The organism is Nonomuraea sp. B5E05 (assembly GCF_039880665.1).
Lineage (GTDB): Bacteria > Actinomycetota > Actinomycetes > Streptosporangiales > Streptosporangiaceae > Nonomuraea.
The window spans coordinates 18681-36795 of sequence record NZ_JBDPMJ010000051.1 but is presented as its reverse complement, the minus strand read 5'-3'; the positions used below and the strand labels follow the sequence as shown (position 1 = coordinate 36795).

The following is an 18115-nucleotide window of genomic DNA, read 5'->3' as shown; positions in this document are numbered from 1 at the left end:
TCGCCGCCGGACGGGCGGAGAGGCTAAACGCCTGTGGAGGCCAGGTAAGACCACCGCTCACGGTGGCGCAGGCCGGTGAAGCAGGAAGCCTCAGAGGTGCCGCATGAAGCGGCACGGGCTGAATCCCTGGCCTTCAGGCCGGGGAGCGCGTCAACCGTCGTCGGAGACCAGCTTGGCGGCCACTTCCAGCGCCACCGCCACCCGCTCCGTCTCCGACAGGTCCGTGTCGACGAGGAGGGGCACGTTGCCCAGGATCACCGCGATCACCGCGAGCCGGGCCTCGAACCGCCGCACCGGGCTCGCCTCCGGGGGCGCCAGCAGGGACAGCATGCTGATGAGGCCCTGGCGCATGCGCTCGCCGGCCGGCACCTCGCGCATCACCCCCTGATTCACCTGCGCGAACTGGAACAACGGCCGCCACTGATCCGCCAGCAACTCCGCGATCCGCCGCAGGATCTCCTTCTTCGACTCGGCGGTCATGGGCTGCTGCCTGGCCCAGGTCACCAGCTCGTCGATCGAGTCGACCAGCCGGTCGACGACGCCGGCGAGGATCGCCTCCTTGGTACGGAAGTGGTAGTAGAGCGCGGGCCTGGTGATCTGCAGCCGCTCGGCGACCTCCTGGAGCGTGGTCTTGTCATATCCCCGCTCGGCGAACAGCTCCAGCGCCACCTGCTGGATCCGCTCTCTCGTGTCCGTCCGCCGTCCAGCCATTCCGCTCCCATCACTTGACCGCCGGCTGCTTCATTGCTTACTTTCGTGTAAGTAATGAATGATGCCGGACTCGTTGGGAGCAGACTATGGCCGAGACCTTCCCCGTCCCACGCACCTGCCCGTTCGCACCCCCACCCGCGTACGAACGCATGCGCGAGCAGGCCCCGCTCGTCCGCGCCACGCTGCCCCGCGGTGAGGCGTGGCTGGTCACGCGGCACGCCGAGGCCCGGCAGGTGCTCTCGGGCGCGGGCGGCATCAGCACCAACCCCTTCACCCCCGGCCACCCGAGCGGCGCGCTGAGCACGGAGCCCTCGACCCCCGAGCGGGACGCGGCCATGGAGAAGTTCGCCATCGGCCACTTCATCGACCTGGACCCGCCCGAGCACGGCAGGTTCCGCCGGCTGCTCATCCCCGAGTTCACCGTCAGGCGGATGAGGGAGCTGCGGCCCGGGATCCAGCACATCGCCGACGAGCTCATCGACGACATGATCGCCAAAGGGCCGGAGGCCGAGCTGGTGGAGGCGTTCGGGCTGGCGCTGCCCTCGCTGGTCATCTGCCGGCTGCTCGGGGTCCCGTACGCCGACCGCGAGTTCTTCCAGTCACGGACCCGCAGGATGATCTCGGCTGCCGTCGACCAGGAGGCGCGTCACGTCGCGGTGATGGAGATCAGGGGCTTCCTCGACGCGCTGGTCACCGGGGCGAAGGCGGATCCGGAGGACAACCTGCTCGGCCGGCTGGTCGGCACCGGGCGGCTCAGCCACGACGAGATCGTGGGCGTGATGTTCCTGCTGCTCGTCGCCGGCCACGAGACCACCGCCAACATGATCCCGCTCGCCGCGCTCACGCTCATGCGCCACCCGGCCCAGCTCGCCGCGCTGCGCGCGGACCCGGACCTGTGGCCCATGGCCGTCGACGAGCTGCTGCGTTACCTCTCGATCGTGGACTGGGTGGCGTTCGACCGCGTGGCCACCGAGGACCAGGACATCGGCGGGCAGCTCGTCAGGAAGGGCGAGGGCATCTTCGTGCTCGGAGCCTCCGCCAACCGGGACGAGCGGGCGTTCGAACGGCCGGACGAGTTCGACATCGGCCGCTCCGCCCGGCACCACGTGGCCTTCGGCTACGGGGTGCACCAGTGCCTCGGCCAGAACCTGGCCAGGGCCGAGCTGGAGATCGCGCTGCGCACGTTGTTCGAGCGGCTGCCCGGGCTGCGGGTCGCGGTGGCGGACGAGGACGTGCCCCTCAAGCACGAGAGCCCCATCCTCGGGCTCAAGGCGTTGCCCGTCGCGTGGTGATCCACGGAAAAGAACCGAGGGCGTTCATCACCTTTTCATGATGAACCTCTAGCGTTTGTAGCATGAGTGAGCCCGCACGGTTGCTGGTGGTGGACGACGAGCCCGCGTTGCGCGAGGCGCTCCAGTCGAGCCTCGAGTTCGAGGGCTACAAGGTCGTCACGGCCGGCGACGGGCACACGGCGCTGGAGGCACTGGCGAGCGACTCGTTCGACGGGGTGCTGCTCGACGTCATGATGCCGCGCCTCGACGGGCTGACCGCGTGCCGCCGGCTGCGGGCGTCCGGCAACCACATCCCCGTCCTCATGCTGACGGCCCGCGACGCGGTCGGCGACCGGGTCTCCGGGCTCGACGCGGGCGCCGACGACTACCTCGTCAAGCCGTTCGAGCTGGACGAGCTGCTGGCCAGGGTGCGCGCGCTGCTGCGGCGCGGCGCGCTCAGCGCCGGCCCGGCCGAGACCGGCGACGCGCTCACGTACGACGACCTGCGCATGGACCCGGCCACCAGGGAGGTCACCCGCGGCGAGCGCAGGCTCGACCTCACCAGGACCGAATACCTGCTGATGGAGCTGTTCCTCGCGCACCCGCGCCAGGTGCTGACCAGGGACCAGATCCTGAGCGAGGTGTGGGGCTTCGACTTCGAGCCGACCTCCAACTCGCTCGACGTCTATGTGATGTACCTGCGGCGCAAGACCGAGGCAGGGGGAGAGCCGCGCGTGATCCACACGGTGCGCGGCGTGGGCTACGTCCTGAGAGCGGCGCCGTGAGACGAGGGAGCCTGAGGTCCCGCCTCACCCTCCTCGTCACGGTGGCCGTGGCGCTGGCCATCACGGTGTGCGCGGGAATGTCGTGGTTCATCGTCCAGAACCAGCTGATCAAGCAGCTCGACCAGACCATCCAGGACCCGGAGGAGTCGGGCGACAGGGACTTCCTGCTCAGCCACTGCTCCCCCCAGGGCTCCTCCGACGAGTACGCCGGCATGGCGATGTTGCTGCGCGCCGACGGCAGCACATGCTCGCTCGGCGCGCCCATCGTGTGGACGGAGGAGGATCTGGCCCTGGCGGACCACCGCCGCGAGCCGATCTGCCGTGACGGTGTGACCCGCGACGGCAAGCCGGTCCGCGTGGTGATCTCGAACTTCTCCCCTGGCACCGCCGTCCTGGAGGCGGCACCGCTCTACCACACCAGGCGTACGCTGCGGAACACCGCGTTCGCGCTGGCGGCCGTCGCGGCCCTGGGCGTGTTCGGCGCCGCGTGGGCGGGCCTGGCCATCTCGCGCGCCGGGCTGCGCCCGGTCGGAGACCTCACCAAGGCGGTCGAGCACATCGCCCAGACCGAGGACCTCGGCACCCGCATCCCCGTCAAGGGCAACGACGAGATCGCCCGCCTGAGCTCGTCCTTCAACGCCATGACCGCGGCGCTGGCCGGATCCCGCGAGCGCCAGCAGCAGCTCGTCGCCGACGCCGGCCACGAGCTGCGCACCCCCCTCACCACCCTGCGCACCAACATCGACCTGCTGCTGCGCAGCGAGCAGACCGGCCGCAGCCTCGACCCCGGGGCCAAGGAGCGCCTGCTGGTCAACGTGAAGGCGCAGTTCGCCGAGCTGTCCACGCTCGTCGGCGACCTGCTCCAGCTGGCCAGAGGCGACGCCGACCACGAGCCGCACGTCGAGCTGGCCTTCCACGAGGTCGTCACCGCCGCCGTGGAACGCGCCCGGCTGCGCGGCGCCGAGGTCGTCACCGACCTGAGCCCGTGGTACGTCGTCGGCGCCGCCGCCTCCTTGGAACGTGCCGTGCTCAACCTCATCGACAACGCCGCCAAGTTCAGCCCAGGAAGCCAGGTCGAGGTGAGGCTGCGCGGCGGCCGGCTGACCGTGCGCGACCACGGCCCGGGGTTGCCGGAGGAGGATTTGCCGTACGTGTTCGAGCGCTTCTGGCGCTCGCCGTCGGCGCGCGGGCTGCCCGGGTCGGGGCTGGGCCTGGCGATCGTGGCGCAGGCGGTCGCGGAGGCGGGAGGGTCGGTACGCCTGGAGAACGCGCGTGGCGGCGGAGCGATCGCGACGATGGATCTGCCGGGAACTCCCGATCGGCGGCCGACAACAAGGCCGTATGAGGGGAAAAATGATGACCAGGAGAATACGTCTGGCTAATGTCGACCAGCCGGAGGAGCGGAAGATCCTCTACCGGGCGGGGTGCTGACCTGGCCGGCGGGGCGGCGACGGGGAGCCGGGCGGGGTGCTGACCTAGGCCGGCAGGGCGGCGAGGAGGAAGGCGAGCCGGGCGGCGGCGGACTCGACGTCTTCCGAGGTGCCCAGGCGGTAGCCCCAGGAGGTGATGAACGCGCCCTCGTCGGAGCAGGTCACGGTCTCGGCGAGGGTGGCGGAGAAGCGGTTGCGGACCGACACGTACGCAGGGTCGCTGGACAGGGCGAGGCTCTGGACCGACAGGTCCGCGTGACGACCCGCGTGCCAGGCGAACCGCTCGAGGCAGAGCGCGGTATCAAGCATCATGCGTCACCTCCGCAACGTCTCGCGACAGAATTGCACGATCTTGGGGCGGGAGGCAAGCAATTGCTGCGGTTAATGTGCGGTTTGTTTCCGGTAATCGTGAAGAATCCTGATGATGACCTCCCGTCCGGCCTCCTCGAACTCGGCCACCTTCGCGAAGTCGTCGAACGCCCGGACGTAGAAGGCGATGTCGTCGGGGTCGCGCAGGATGAGGTCCTTCGTCATGGTGGCCACGCCGACCATGGAATCGTTGTAGATCCAGAACCCGTTGACCGGGTTGGACGGGAACTCGGCGTCGAAGGGGATCACGCCGAACTCCACGTTCGGCAGCGTGCTGACGGCCAGCAGGCGGTCGAGCTGGCCGCGCATCACCTCGGGCGGCGCCAGCAGGGTGCGGAGCGTGGACTCCGACACCACGAACCGGAACGTCCTCGTGCGGTCGTAGAGGATCTCCTGGCGCTGCATGCGCACCCGGACCGCCGCGTCGATCTGGTCGGCGGCGCTGTAGAGGCGCTTGACCTTGCGGAACACGTGCCTGGCGTATTCGGAGGTCTGCAGCAGGCCCACGATGATGCCGGGCTCGAACACCCGGAACAGCTTGGTGCGCGCCTCCAGGTCGCGGACGTCCTCCTGGAGGGCGGCCAGCCCGCTGCGGTGGCGCTGCTTCCAGTCGTCGTGCCGTTCGAGCAGCGCGATCGCCTGCCGGATCAGCTCGTCGGTCGTGTCGGGCGAGGCGCGTACGGCCTGCGCCCACACGACCACGTCGTCCTCGGTGGCGGTCTGCCTGGCGTTCTCCAGGCGCGAGACCTTGGACGGTTGCCAGCGCAGCTGCTCGGCCAGCTCCTTGCCGGACAGCCGGGCGGCCTCGCGCAGCTGGCGTAATTGGCTGCCGAGGTCGATCCGCGCCTGCTGAAAGGACGTCACGCCGCAAGAGGCTAGCCCTGCTTGCGTCGATCATGCCAGTGGGGTGCGCAATTGTGATCAACCGGTAGCCGTGGGTGTTCCTCCGCAGGTCGGGAAAGCGGTTGCCGAGCCGTCGATCACGACCCGGCGGGCGATTTCGGTGATGAGCTCGCGGGGCACCTCGACGGCGCCCTCGCCGTCGAGCACGTCGCGGAGGTCCGCGAGCGCCTCCGCGTCGGTGACCTGCAGGCCCTGGACGACGATGGTGCCGCGGTCGGTCTCGTACAGGGTGGGACAGGCGCCCGCCTCCGAGGTGGACCCGAGGAACCGCATACGCATGACGATCCTTCCCCGATGAAAGATGCAATTGCGCGCAATTGTATGGCTCGGGAGTCTATATGTGATCGTTTCTCCGAAATCGTGATATTTGGTTAGTTGAGCGCGCCGTCCATGAACTCCTGGGCCCGCTCGAACAGGCCGAGCGTCGCCGCGTGCAGCAGGTCGCCGATGTCCTGGGGCGCCTTGCCGGCGAACGCCCGCGCGTACGTGCCCTCCAGCACGATGCCGAGCTTGAAGCAGGCCATGACCGCGTACCAGTCGATGGCCGACATGTCGCGCTCGGACAGTGCCGCGTAGGAGGCGATGATCTCCTGCGGCGCGGGCAGTCCCGGCACGTGGTCGTTGCCCGCCGGCCACATCGCCAGCAGCCAGCCGAGGTCGACGAGCGGGTCGCCGATCGTGCACATCTCCCAGTCGACGATGGCGGCCACCCGCGGGCCGTCGGGGGCGTACATCAGGTTGGCGAAGTGGTAGTCGCCGTGCATGACGCCCGGCGTGAACATGCGGGGAAGGTTGCGGGTCAGCCAGCCGGCCGTCTCCGCCAGCCCGGGGATGTCGGGCCCCGGGTAGCCGTCGAGCTCGCCGTACGAGTCGAGCTCTTTGAGCCAGCGCGGCACCTGCCGCTCCAGGAACCCCTCCGGCCGGCCGAAACCCGGCAGCACGTCAGGGTCGACCCGCCCCAGCTCGGCCAGCGCGGCGGCGGCCTCGAGCCCCATGCGGTGCCTGATCGCCGCGTCGGAGGCGTGCGGCTCCGGCGGCCCGGTCGAGGGGTTGAACCCGTCGACCGGTTTCATGAGGTAGAACACCGGCTCCCGCGCGGTCTGCGCGGCCACCAGCGTGGGCGCGGGCACCGGGGTGTCGTGCAGCGCCGCCAGCACCCGGGCCTCGCGGCGTAGCACCTCGTTGCTCTTGTGGCGCGCGTGCAGCGGAGGCCTGCGCAGGATGTACGGGCGGCCGCCGCGTTCGAGGCGGACCATGACGTTCTGGGTGCCGCCGAGCACCGGCGTCAGCCCCGTGATCGGGCCCGGCGGCAGCCCCTGATCGTCCATCCACGCGCCGAGCTCGTCGAGGTCGATGGCGCTGACGTCGATGTGGGTGGAGGTCATGTGCCGCCCTTCGGCCAGAACGATGTTCTGGTGGGACCCTACGCAGGCCCCGCGAACCGGGTCAACCGAGCGCCTGCATGAAGGGGAGGAACTGGCGTGACCGGTCTCCGGGCAGGTCGTCGCCGCGCACCATGAACGCGACCTCCCACGGCCGGCCGATGCCGTGCTCGCCCGCCCACCGGATCATCGACTCGTGGGCGAGGTCGAAGTCCATCCGCACCTCGCCGCCCGCGTCGAGCGCCAGGTCACCGATCAGGGCGCGCGCGGTCGCCTCGTCGCCGGCCACGACCGGGCCGATCACGGCGTCGTCGTCGTTGCGCCAGCACTGGCCGAATCCGCCGGCCGCCACCCTGACCCGCTCGCCGAACGTGAACATCCGCCGCAGCGCCGCCGACCTGTCCATGCCGAACACCTCGGCGTCGAGCGCGAGGATGGCGTCGAGGTCGGCTTCTGTGGCGGGACGGGTCAGGCCCGAGGGCTCGCCCGCGAAGACGCCCGTGTGCTTGGCCACCCGGCCGACCGCCCGGAAACCGAGCTGCTCGTAGAGCGGCCGGCCCTGCCCGGTGGCGTGGAGGAAGACGGTGCGGTCGCCGGCCTGGTCGAGCACGTGCCGCATGAGCGCGCGGCCGAGGCCCTGCCTGGAGTAGCGGGACGCGGTGAGCACCATGCTGATCACGGCGTGCCCGTCGCCGTAGGGGGTCAGGACGTTGCACGCGGCCAGGCCGTCGCCGTCAGGGGCGTCGATGCCGTACGGCTCGCCGATCTCGAACAGCAGGCGCCACTTGTGCTCCTCGGGCGGCCAGTCGCGGTCTTTGGCCAGGCGGATGCAGTCGTCCAGGTCGTGGATGGTGAGGCGGCGCATGAGACCTCATCCTTCTGCATCGGCGGGCATGATCTCAAAAGGTTTCTGCAGCAGGATGAAGGCATGGAGTGCGTTGTAGCGGTCGATGTCGGCGGCACCACCATGAAAGGCGGACTTGTCGCCCGCGACGGGACATGTCTGCATGTCGAGCGGCGGCCTACGCCGCGCGCCGACGGCCCCGAGCGCGTGATCGCGGCCGTCTCCGCCTTCGTCGCCGACCTCGCCCGGCCCCGGCCCGGAACACGCCCGCTGGCGGTGGGGCTGGTGGTGCCCGGTCTCGTCACGGCGGAACGGGCCGTCTTCTCGGCCGCGTTCGGCTGGCGGGACGTGCCCGCGTCGTCGTTCACGGACGTGGACCTGCCGGTGGCGCTCGGGCACGACGTCCGCGCGGCCGGGGAGGCGGAGCTGGCCTACGGAGCTGGCGGGGACGACGTCCTCTACCTGCCCATCGGCACGGGCATCGCGGGCGCGGTGGTCCTGTCAGGGTCGCTGTACGGGGGCGCCGCCGGATGGGCCGGGCAGATCGGGCACATCCCGGTACGGCCCGGCGGGGCGGCCTGCGGGTGCGGGCAGCGGGGCTGCCTGGCGGCGTACGCGTCGGGCGGCGCGGTCGCGGCCCGGTACGGCGCCGGCGGGGCCGAGGAGGTGGTGCGGCGAGCCTCGGAGGGGGACGCGGCGGCCGGGCGGGTGTGGGACACGGCCGTGGAGGCGCTCGCCCTGGCGCTGGCCACGTACACGCGGCTGCTGGACCCGGCGGCCGTCGTCATCGGCGGCGGGGTCTCCCACGCGGGCGACGCCCTGATCGCCCCCCTCCGAGCCCGCCTGTCAGCCCTCCTGTCCCCCCACCCGCCGTCCCCGTCGCGGGAGCCGTCCCTGCCGCACGAGGAGCCGTCCCTGCCGGAGCGGCGGGTGCCGGAGGTCAGGGCGTCGGCGCTCGGGGCGCGGGCGGGGCTGCTGGGCGCGGGGCTGCTGGGCTGGCGGATGGCCGGCTCAGTCCAGGAGCGCCGTGGGGATGTGCAGGGGCCGGGCGCGTAGTTCCTCGCCCAGCGCCTTGGCCTGCGGGTCCATGCGCGGGCTCGCCGCCACACCCCGGCCCAGGAGCCCGTGGACGACGAAGTTGAGCGCCTTGAGGTTCGGCAGCTCGTAGCGGTCGATGCGGTACGCGGCCAGATGCGGCAGGAGGCGCTTGAGACGGTCAGGGGTCAAGGTGGCGGCCAGCCACGCGTAGCGGTCCCGCGTCCCGGCCCAGACTCCCAGGTTGGCGTTGCCGCCCTTGTCGCCGGAACGCGCACCCACGATGCGCCCCAGCGGCATCCACACGCTCTCCTCGCCACCCGCCCCGCCGTCCGCGTGCGTGCTCGCCCCGCCCGCGCCGTGCTGAGAGGTGGCGGGGCCGAAGGGCTCCGACGTGAGCGGGGGCTCCGGGGCGGGGAGGGAGGACGGGGGATGAGGGCCGGCGGGGACGGCGGGGACGGGTATCTCCGCGCCGTTCACGAAGACCCGCGGACGGACGCCCGAGGCCGGGACCAGGACCGGCCAGTAGATCCCGTACGGCGTGGCGTTGCCGGGCGGGGTGAGGCCGTAGAAGCCCGGGTAACTGGCCAGGCCCGTCTCCACCACGGCCGAGGAGAAGGCCCGCCCCGCCGTGCGTTCGTCGGCGTCCATGACCGTGATCCGCAGCAGGCCGGACTCCGTGAGCGTCACGTCCACCGCGTCGAACGACTCGCGCGGGATCCGCGCCCAGACGGCCTCCTCCGCCACCCGGGCCTTGGCCTCCACGTCGAGCCCCGTGAGGACGAGGGTCATGGTGTTCCGGTAGCCGCCCAGGTGGTTGACGGCGACCTTGAGGGTGCCGGGCGGCGGCTCGCCCCGGACGCCGGAGACCAGCACCCGGTCGGGCCCGTCGCCGGCGAGCGTGATCGTGTCGAACCTGGCCACCACGTCGGGGCCGAGGTAGCGGGGGCCGCCCAGCTCGTACACCAGCTGGGCGGTGACCGTGCCGACCGAGACCAGGCCGCCCGTGCCGGGATGCTTGGTGATCACGGAGGATCCGTCCGGGCGGAGCTCCGCGAGCGGGAAGCCGCAATGGGCCAGATCAGGTACGTCCTGGAAGAACGGGTAGTTGCCGCCCGTGGCCTGGCAGCCGCATTCGATGATGTGCCCGGCGACCACCGATCCCGCCAGCGGGTCGAGGTCGGCGGGACCCCAGCCGTACCGCCAGATGCCGGGCCCGGTCACCAGGGCGGCGTCGGTGACGCGGCCGGTCACCACCACGTCCGCGCCCGCCGACAGGGCGGCGGCGATCGGGCGGCCGCCCAGGTAGGCGTTCGCGGTCAGCGGGGCGGCGTCGAGGCGCTCGCCGGTGTCGGCGTTGACGAGGTCGAGGGGCGTGCCGGTGAGGTCGTCGCCGGTGACGTGGGCGACCGAGGGGGACAGGCCGAGGCGGGCGGCCAGCTCGTGCACGGCCTCCGCGCACCCGGCCGGGTCGAGGCCGCCCGCGTTCGTCACGATCTTGATGCCCCGGTCGAGGCAGGGGCCGAGGACGTCCTCCAGCTGCCGCAGGAACGTCGGCGCGTAGCCAGGGCGGCCCTTGAGCCGGTTGCCGGCCAGGATCAGCATGGTGAGCTCGGCGAGCCAGTCGCCGGTCAGCACGTCGATCGGCCCGCCCTCGACCATCTCCCTGGCCGCGGAGAGCCGGTCGCCGTAGAAGCCGCTGCAGTTGGCGACGCGCAGGGTCATGGCGTGGCCCACGTGGGCGGCCGCTTCTCCATGTACGCGGCGATGCCCTCCTGCCCCTCCTCCGAGGTGAAACGCTCGGCGGACAGCGTGCTCATCTGCCGCAGCCCTTCAGAGAACGGCATCGCCGGCACCTGCCTGACCAGCTGCTTGGTGAGGGCCAGCGCCTCGGGAGCCCCCTTGATCAGCAGGTCGGCGTAGTGGGCGACCGCCGCGTCCAGCTCCTCCTCCGGCACGGCCTTGGAGATCAGCCCGATCTCCGCGGCCCTGGCGGCGTCGAAGACCTCGCCGGTCAGGAAGTATTCGGCGGCGGCCCTGGGGTCGAGCCTGCGCAGCACCGGCACCGAGATCATCGCGGGCACCACGCCGAGGCGTACCTCCGTGAAGGCGAACGACGCCGTCACCGGCGCGACCGCGAAGTCGCAGGCCGCCACCAGGCCGAGGCCGCCCGCCCGCGCGGTGCCGTTGAGCCGGCAGATCACCGGCTTCGGGCTCTCCCAGATGAGCGTGAGGATCTCCGGGAACGACGCCGTCACCGGCGCGTCCGGCGTGCCGTCGGCCGCGCGCTGCTCCTTGATGTCGGCTCCCGAGCAGAACACCCTGCCCGTGGCCGTCAGCACGATCACCCTGGCCGCCGGCTCGGCCAGCGCCCGGTCCAGCCGCTCCCGCAACTCGCCGAGCAGGCGGACGGACAGGGCGTTGCGATTGGGCGGCGAGTCCAGCGTGATGGTCGCTACGCCCGCCGCCAGGTCCTGGTGGACCAGGTTCATGTACTTTCCTCCTGAATGATCGCCAGCACGGCTCCCGCCTCGACCTGCCGGCCTTTCTCCACGTGTACGCCGGACACCACGCCGTCGACGGGGGCGGCGACCCGGTGCTCCATCTTCATGGCCTCGAGCACCAGCACCGGCTGGCCCTTGGCGACCCGGTCGCCGGCCGCCACCTCGACGCGCAGCACGCTACCCGGCATGGGGGCCAGCAGGGATCCCGGCGCGACGTGCTCGACCGGCTCGGGCAGCCGGGGGAGCGGGGTCAGCACGGCGCAGCCGCCCGCGTGGTCGACGTAGACCTTCGGGTCGCCGACATACCGGGCCACCTCGAAGGTGTGGCGGACGCCGTCGTGTTCGAGGACGACGGTGTCCGGTTCGGCGCCGAGCACGGTGATGTTCTCAGGGAGCGGGTCGTACACGGTCTCGGCCTCGGCGAAGCGGGCGTGGCGGGGCTGGGAGCGCACGTTGCGCCAGCCGCTCGGCAGCCCGGCCAGCACGCGCGCGTCGCGCCGGTTGGCGGCGGCCAGGGCGAGGGCGGCGGCCAGCGCGGGCAACTCGCCCGCCGTCGCGCCCGCCATCGCGGCCGGCGTCGCGCCCGCCATCGTGGGCGGCGTCTCGGCTGCCGTCGTGCCGGCCGCCTTGCCTGGTGCCTTGGTTTCCGGCGCGTCGGGCAGGGCGGGGGCGCCGTGGACGGGGCCGTCGGGGTCGAGGAATCCGGTATGAGTGTCACCAGCCAGAAAAGCCGGATTTGTCAGAATTCGTACGAGCAAGTCGCGATTAGTGGTGACCCCGTGGAGCTTCGCCCGCCGCAGCGCCGTCGCCAGCCGCCGCACCGCCTGCGCCCGCGTCGAGCCGTGCGCCACCACCTTGGCCAGCATCGCGTCGTAGTGCGGCGACACCACGGATCCCGACTCGACGCCCGCGTCCACGCGCACGTCCCCGGGCACCTCGAACCGCCGCAACACCCCCGTCTGCGGGAGGTAGCCGTCGTCCTCCGCGTACAGCCGCGCCTCGACCGCGTGCCCCGCGGGCTCGGGAGGGCTCGCCGGCAGCGCCGCGCCCTCGGCGATCTCCAGCTGGAGCCGGACGAGATCGACGTCGTGGACCAGCTCGGTCACGGGGTGCTCGACCTGGAGCCGGGTGTTCATCTCGAGGAAGGCCACCCGGTCGCCTCTGACCAGGAACTCCACCGTCCCGGCCCCGACGTGGCCGACCGCCCGCGCGGCCCTGACGGCGGCCTCGAACAGGCGCTCCCTCAGGCCGGCGGAGATCCCGGGCGAGGGGCACTCCTCGACGACCTTCTGGTGCCGCCGCTGCACGCTGCACTCGCGCTCGCCCAGCGCCCACACGGTGCCGTGCCGGTCGGCCAGCACCTGGACCTCGACGTGCCGGGCAGCCTCCAGCAGCGGCTCCACGAACACGGCGCCGTCGCCGAAGGCCGCCGCCGCCTCCCGCTCCGCCGACTCGATCTCCCGCGCGAGCTCGCCCGGCTCGCGCACGACGCGCATGCCCCGGCCGCCGCCACCGGCGGAGGCCTTCACCAGCAGCGGGAACTCGCCAGGAGCGGCCGGGTCGAGCGACGGCAGCACGGGCACCCCGGCCTGCGCCATCAGCCGCTTGGCCGCGACCTTGGACCCCATGGCCGCGATGGCCGCCGGCGGCGGGCCGACCCACACCAGCCCGGCGTCGAGCACGGCCTGCGCGAACTCGGCGTTCTCCGACAGGAAGCCGTACCCGGGGTGCACGGCGTCCGCCCCGGCGGCGCGGCAGGCGGCCAGGATGCGCCCGGCGTCCAGGTACGTCTCCGAGGGATGCGCGCCCGGCAGGCGTACCGCGAGATCGGCCTCGGCCACGTGCGGCGCGTCCGCGTCGGGGTCGGAGTACACCGCCACCGTGGAGATGCCGAGCGAGCGGCAGGTGCGGAAGACGCGGCGGGCGATCTCGCCCCGGTTCGCGACGAGCAGGCGGCTGATCACGGGCGGAACACCCCGAATCCGGCCGGCTCCGGCACCGGCGCGCTGTTGATCGCCGACAGGCACATGCCCAGCACGGTACGCGTGTCGCGCGGATCGATGACCCCGTCGTCGTAGAGGCGCCCCGACAGGAAGAACGCCAGCGACTCGGCCTCGATCTGGGCCTCCACCATCGCGCGCATCGCCGCGTCGGCCTCCTCGTCGTAGACCTGCCCCTTCGCCTGCGCCGAAGCCCGGCCCACGATGGACAGCACGCCGGCGAGCTGCGCGGGCCCCATCACCGCCGACTTGGCGCTCGGCCAGCTGAACAGGAAGCGGGGGTCGTAGGCCCGCCCGCACATGCCGTAGTTGCCCGCGCCGTACGACGCGCCCATGACGATCGTCAGATGGGGAACGGTCGAGTTGGACACCGCGTTGATCATCATCGCGCCGTGCTTGATGATGCCGCCCTGCTCGTAGTCCTTGCCGACCATGTAGCCGGTCGTGTTCTGCAGGAAGACGAGCGGCGTGCGCGACTGGTTGGCCAGCTGGATGAACTGCGTGGCCTTCTGCGACTCCTCGCTGAACAGCACGCCCTGGGCGTTGGCCAGCACGCCGACCGGGTAACCGTGGATCCGCGCCCAGCCCGTCACCAGCGAGACGCCGTACGCCGGCTTGAACTCCTCGAACTCGCTGCCGTCCACCACCCGCGCGATCACCTCCCGGGGATCGAACGGCACCTTCAGATCCTCGGGGACGATGCCGAGCAGCTCGTCGGCCGGATAGTGCGGCTCCCGCGCGGGCCCGGGGACGGCGCCCTGCTTGCGCCAGTCGAGCGAGCGCACGATCGAGCGCCCGATGCGCAGCGCGTCGTGCTCGTCCTGCGCCAGGTGGTCGGCGAGCCCGCTCACCCGGGCGTGCATCTCCGCCCCGCCCAGCGACTCGTCGTCGGACTCCTCGCCGGTCGCCATCCTGACCAGCGGCGGCCCGCCCAGGAACACCTTGGCCCGCTCGCGCACCATCACCACGTAGTCGCTCATCCCGGGCACGTAGGCGCCGCCGGCGGTGGAGTTGCCGAACACGAGCGCGACGGTCGGGACGCCCGCCGCCGACAGCCGCGTCAGGTCGCGGAAGATCTGCCCGCCGGGGATGAAGATCTCCTTCTGCGTCGGCAAGTCGGCGCCGCCGCTCTCGACCAGGTTCACGTACGGCAGGCGGTTGCGCAGCGCGATGTCCGCCGCGCGCAGGGACTTCTTCAGGGTCCACGGGTTGGAGGCGCCGCCGCGGACGGTGGGATCGTTCGCCGTGATCACGCACTCGACGCCCTCGATCACGCCGATCCCCGAGACCACGCTCGCCCCGACGGGGAAGTCGCTGCCCCACGCGGCCAGCGGCGACAACTCCAGGAAGGGGGAGTCGGCGTCGATCAGCAGCTCCACGCGTTCGCGCGCGAGCAGCTTGCCGCGCGCGCGGTGCCGCTCGACGTACTTCTCGCCGCCCCCGCCCACCGCCCTGGCGTGCTCGGCGTCCAGCTCGGCCAGCTTGGCCAGCATCGACGCGCGGCGCCGCTGATGATCCTCGCTCGCGGGGTCGAGCCTGCTCGTGATCATGCGCCCTCCTCCGGGCGCGCCGAAGATGACGTGTACGTCAACCCGATCGCCCGCGCCCACAACCGCGTCAGATGGTCGACGGCCGTCTCCTCCGCGGCCTGCTCGCCCAGGTCGAGCCAGACGTGCGCGAAGTGCTCGACCATCCCGCCCAGCATGACCGCGGTCAGCCGGGGGTCGAGCGCCGGGTCGGCCAGGCCCTGCTCCTGCAGCCGCCGCAGCCCGTCGGCGCCCCGGCGCACGAACACCTCGCGCAGTTCGAGCAGCAACCGCCCGAACCGGTCGTCGCCGGTCGCGGCCTGCTCGAACATCCGCACCAGCCGCGAGTTCGCGGCCCAGGCCCGCAGGTAGAGCCGGTTCGCCGCCTCGATGCGGGAGTAGGGGTCGGCGGAGGCGGCCGTGCCCACCACGCTCGCCGCGAACATCTCTCCGACCACCGCCTCGGCGACCTCGCCGAACAAGGCCTCCTTGGAGCCGAAGTACGTGTAGAAGGTGCCGTGGGAGACCCGGGCCCGCACGCACACGTCGTCGACCCGCACGGCGTCGTATCCGTGCTCCTCGAACGCCTCGCGCCCGGCCTGCAGCAACGCGGCCCGCGTGCGCCTCCCCCTGGAGGTGGCCGCCGGAGACTTGACGATCACGTCAGCCACGCTAGCGCACGAGAGCGCTCAGGTCACCGGGCACCGCGGCTTCGCGGGAGCCCGTACGCAGCGAGGCCGGCCGCTGGTCAGCTGCAGTGGCTCCAGCCGGACTTCCAGCTCTGCAAGCCCCACGAACCACCCCAGATCACACACTTCTTCTTCGCCGCCAGCCTGACCGGGCCCGCGTACGCGGTGTACTTGCCGGGGTTGCTCGCCTTGCCGCCCTTCTTGACCTGGAGCAGCGCGTTCATCGACACCTTGCCCTTCCAGACCAGGCGCGACATCGTGACCACGCAGTTCTTGCCCGACTTCGCGTGGTAGGCGAGGTAGATCGTGGCGTTGCTGCCCAGGTCGTGCGAGTCGATGAGCTTGTAGCCGGAGCCGCACACCTTCGTCGGGCTGTACGGGTTCTTCTTGGGCGCGACCCTCTTCGGGGCGGCGGCCTGCTTGGGCCGCTTGTAGACCGGGATGGTCCGCGTGGGGCCCGCGGTCGGGCGCGCGGTCGGCTCCGCGTTGGGCTCGACCATCGTCTTCTTCTTTTTCTTGGTCGGCGTGGGCGTCGGCTGCGGCCTGCGGGTCTGCGGGACCGGCGGCGGGGTGTAGCGGTTCGGCCGCGGGGTGACGGTCTTCTTGGGCTTCCTGGGCTTCTTGGTCGTCGGGTCGATGTCCAGCGTGGGGACGGGGACCGTCTCCATCGGGGTGACGGAGGCGGGCGGCTTGCCCGGCTGCCCGGCGCCCGAGCCGTCACCCGGGGTGCTGGTCGAGGGGTTGCCCACCGGCACGACCGGGACTTCCTGGCTGTTCGCCTGCACCACGACGGCGCCGACGACCACGAGCAGGGCCGCGGCGGCGGCGCCCGACAGCGCGAGGGTCAGCGTGCGGCGCTGCTTGGCGGGCGGGCCGTCACCCGGCCTCGGCGAGCCGCCGGGAGCTCCCTGCTGGAACCCGCCGCCCGGGGGCATGCCGGGGCCGTGCGGCGGCATGCCGGCTCCGGCGCCCTGCTGGCCACCCTGCTGGCCACCCTGGGGCACCCCCGGATACGGGGAGCCATGCGGTCCCTGGGGCGCACCGTGCGGGCCTTGAGGAGCCTGCGGGTGTTGCGGGTTCTGCGGACCTTGAGGGCCGTTCTGGGGGGCTCCCGTTCCGGGCATCGCCGGCTGCTGCCCGCCCGGGGATCCGGCCGGATGGTGCGGTCCAACGGGACCGCCGCCGGAGTGCGGGGCGTTGTGCGCCATGCCTGCCTGAGCAGGGCCTGCCTGAGCAGGGCCTGCCTGAGCAGGGCCTGCCTGAGCGGGGACGTGGGGGACGGGTCCGCTGAGCCCCGGATTGTGGCCGGTCCCGGGGACCGGGCCGCTCTGCCCGGGGTTGCCCTGGCCCGGGACGTTCGGGATGGGCCCGCTGAGTCCCGGGGTGTGGCCCGCGCCCGGCACGGGGCCGCTCTGGCCAGGGTTGTGCACGGGGCCGCTCTGGCCCTGCCCGGGGATGGGGCCGCTCTGGCCAGGGTTGCTCTGGCCCGGGACGTTCGGGATGGGCCCGCTCAGGCCAGGGTTGTGGCCGGCGCCCGGGACGGAGCCGCCCGGGCCGGGGTTGCCCTGGCCGTGCTGGGCGGCCGCGGGAGGCGTGACGTACTGGCCGGTCTGCGGGGGCCCCACGGGCTGCGGGCCGGTCTGGAGCGGCCCGCCCACGAGGTGAGGGCCGGTCGGCTGCGTCCAGGGGCCGGGGTAGACGTCCTCCGAGGGAGTCTCCTCGCCACCCGGACCGGTCCCGGCTTCGGGACGGCCACCCTCCGGCTGCGCCGGCGCAGCGGACTGGGCGGCACCGGACTGCCGGCCCACCGGTTCGATGGCGGACCTCGGGGCCGGCTGGCCGGTGAGGTCGACGATGAGCTCGTCGGCGGAGGGCCGCTGCGCCGGGTCCTTGGACAGGCAGGCGGCCACCATCTCGGCGAGCACGCCCTCCATCCTGCCGAGCTCCGGCTCCTCGTTCAGGATGCGGTTCATCACCACGGGGATGGAGTCGGCGCCGAACGCGGGTTTGCCCGTCGCCGCGAACACCATCGTGACGCCCCAGGCGAACACGTCCGCGGCCTCCGACACGGCCGCGCCGGTGAGCTGCTCGGGCGCCAGGTACGACGGCGTCCCCATGGTCATGCCCGTGGCCGTCGCGCCGGGGGAGTCGAGTGCGCGGGCGATGCCGAAGTCGATCACAACGGGCCCCTCGGGGCCCATGAGCACGTTGGCGGGCTTGAAGTCGCGGTGCAGGATGCCGGCGCGATGGATGGCGGCGAGCGCCGTGGCCGTGCTGATCGCGAGCCGTTCGAGTGCCGCGCCCCGTCGCGGCCCCTCGTTGATGACCATCTCGCGCAGCGAGGGCCCGGGGACGAACTCGCTCACGATGTACGGGCGGCTGCCCTCCAGGTCGGCGTGGAGCACGGGGGCGGTGCAGAACCTGGCCACCCGCTGCGCCACCGCGACCTCGCGCAGGAACCTCGTCCTGGCGTCCGTGTCGGCGACCAGGGCGTTGTGCAGCAGCTTGACGGCGACCTGATCCCCCGAGTCGCTCTCGCCAAGATAGACGATCCCCTGGCCGCCCTCGCCGAGCCGGGCGACGATGTCATACGTCCCCAGCCGCCGCGGATCGTCCGCCTCCAGCGGCTGGAACTGATTCACGTCGGACCCCCATCACAACCCAGT

16 protein-coding genes are annotated in these 18115 nt (G+C 72.3%); 4 read left to right on the top strand and 12 right to left on the bottom strand.

Annotated elements, in window-relative coordinates; all coding sequences use genetic code 11:
- Window positions 1–150 precede the first annotated feature (150 nt).
- Window positions 151–711, bottom strand: coding sequence for a helix-turn-helix domain-containing protein (locus ABGB01_RS44185; RefSeq protein WP_347780177.1), 561 nt, complete (start codon window positions 709–711; stop codon window positions 151–153).
- 86 nt (window positions 712–797) lie between these two features.
- On the opposite strand from ABGB01_RS44185, the gene ABGB01_RS44180 reads away from it, so the two are divergent.
- From ABGB01_RS44180 to ABGB01_RS44170, 3 genes are all read left to right on the top strand, one after another.
- Entirely contained in the window at window positions 798–2003 is a 1206-nt protein-coding gene (locus tag ABGB01_RS44180; protein WP_347780175.1) for a cytochrome P450, read from the top strand.
- 62 nt (window positions 2004–2065) lie between these two features.
- The gene (locus tag ABGB01_RS44175) at window positions 2066–2767 is read left to right on the top strand and encodes a response regulator transcription factor (RefSeq protein ID WP_347780173.1); all 702 of its coding nucleotides are present in this window, start codon (window positions 2066–2068) and stop codon (window positions 2765–2767) included.
- Window positions 2764–4149: a HAMP domain-containing sensor histidine kinase gene (locus ABGB01_RS44170; RefSeq protein WP_347780171.1), complete on the top strand. Its 1386-nt coding sequence runs from the start codon at window positions 2764–2766 to the stop codon at window positions 4147–4149. The genes ABGB01_RS44175 and ABGB01_RS44170 overlap by 4 nt, the downstream gene beginning before the upstream one ends.
- 93 nt (window positions 4150–4242) lie before the next feature.
- Here ABGB01_RS44170 and ABGB01_RS44165 read toward each other — a convergent pair whose 3' ends face one another.
- The 5 genes from ABGB01_RS44165 to ABGB01_RS44145 all read right to left on the bottom strand — a co-directional run bounded on the left by ABGB01_RS44165 (window position 4243) and on the right by ABGB01_RS44145 (window position 7716).
- Window positions 4243–4509 carry a hypothetical protein gene (locus ABGB01_RS44165; protein ID WP_347620896.1) on the bottom strand — a complete coding sequence of 89 codons (267 nt, stop codon included), beginning with the start codon at window positions 4507–4509 and terminating at the stop codon, window positions 4243–4245.
- A 69-nt stretch (window positions 4510–4578) separates the two neighbouring features.
- Window positions 4579–5430, bottom strand: coding sequence for a helix-turn-helix transcriptional regulator (locus tag ABGB01_RS44160; protein WP_347780169.1), 852 nt, complete (start codon window positions 5428–5430; stop codon window positions 4579–4581).
- Window positions 5431–5487: 57 nt separating this feature from the next.
- Window positions 5488–5748 carry a hypothetical protein gene (locus ABGB01_RS44155; protein ID WP_347780168.1) on the bottom strand — a complete coding sequence of 87 codons (261 nt, stop codon included), beginning with the start codon at window positions 5746–5748 and terminating at the stop codon, window positions 5488–5490.
- A 92-nt stretch (window positions 5749–5840) separates the two neighbouring features.
- Window positions 5841–6854, bottom strand: coding sequence for a phosphotransferase family protein (locus ABGB01_RS44150; protein WP_347780167.1), 1014 nt, complete (start codon window positions 6852–6854; stop codon window positions 5841–5843).
- Between the two features lie 61 nt (window positions 6855–6915).
- Entirely contained in the window at window positions 6916–7716 is an 801-nt protein-coding gene (locus ABGB01_RS44145; protein WP_347780165.1) for a GNAT family N-acetyltransferase, read from the bottom strand.
- Window positions 7717–7779: 63 nt separating this feature from the next.
- Here ABGB01_RS44145 and ABGB01_RS44140 point away from each other — a divergent pair, with 63 nt between their 5' ends.
- Window positions 7780–8751 carry an ROK family protein gene (locus tag ABGB01_RS44140; RefSeq protein ID WP_347780164.1) on the top strand — a complete coding sequence of 324 codons (972 nt, stop codon included), beginning with the start codon at window positions 7780–7782 and terminating at the stop codon, window positions 8749–8751.
- On the opposite strand, the gene ABGB01_RS44135 is transcribed toward ABGB01_RS44140, so the two are convergent.
- From ABGB01_RS44135 to ABGB01_RS44110, 6 genes are all read right to left on the bottom strand, one after another.
- Window positions 8707–10455, bottom strand: a complete 1749-nt coding sequence (locus ABGB01_RS44135; RefSeq protein ID WP_347780181.1) for an acyclic terpene utilization AtuA family protein — start codon at window positions 10453–10455, stop codon at window positions 8707–8709. The genes ABGB01_RS44140 and ABGB01_RS44135 overlap by 45 nt on opposite strands.
- Window positions 10452–11222, bottom strand: a complete 771-nt coding sequence (locus tag ABGB01_RS44130; protein ID WP_347780162.1) for an enoyl-CoA hydratase-related protein — start codon at window positions 11220–11222, stop codon at window positions 10452–10454. The genes ABGB01_RS44135 and ABGB01_RS44130 overlap by 4 nt, the downstream gene beginning before the upstream one ends.
- Window positions 11219–13198 (bottom strand): biotin carboxylase N-terminal domain-containing protein, encoded by a 1980-nt coding sequence (locus tag ABGB01_RS44125; protein WP_347780160.1) that lies wholly within the window; start codon window positions 13196–13198, stop codon window positions 11219–11221. The genes ABGB01_RS44130 and ABGB01_RS44125 overlap by 4 nt, the downstream gene beginning before the upstream one ends.
- Window positions 13195–14784: a carboxyl transferase domain-containing protein gene (locus ABGB01_RS44120; RefSeq protein ID WP_347780158.1), complete on the bottom strand. Its 1590-nt coding sequence runs from the start codon at window positions 14782–14784 to the stop codon at window positions 13195–13197. Before ABGB01_RS44120 ends, ABGB01_RS44125 begins: the two co-directional genes overlap by 4 nt.
- Window positions 14781–15422 carry a TetR/AcrR family transcriptional regulator gene (locus ABGB01_RS44115; protein WP_347780156.1) on the bottom strand — a complete coding sequence of 214 codons (642 nt, stop codon included), beginning with the start codon at window positions 15420–15422 and terminating at the stop codon, window positions 14781–14783. Before ABGB01_RS44115 ends, ABGB01_RS44120 begins: the two co-directional genes overlap by 4 nt.
- 86 nt (window positions 15423–15508) lie before the next feature.
- Complete coding sequence (locus ABGB01_RS44110; protein ID WP_347780154.1) at window positions 15509–18091, bottom strand: protein kinase; 2583 nt, start codon at window positions 18089–18091, stop codon at window positions 15509–15511.
- Window positions 18092–18115 lie beyond the last annotated feature (24 nt).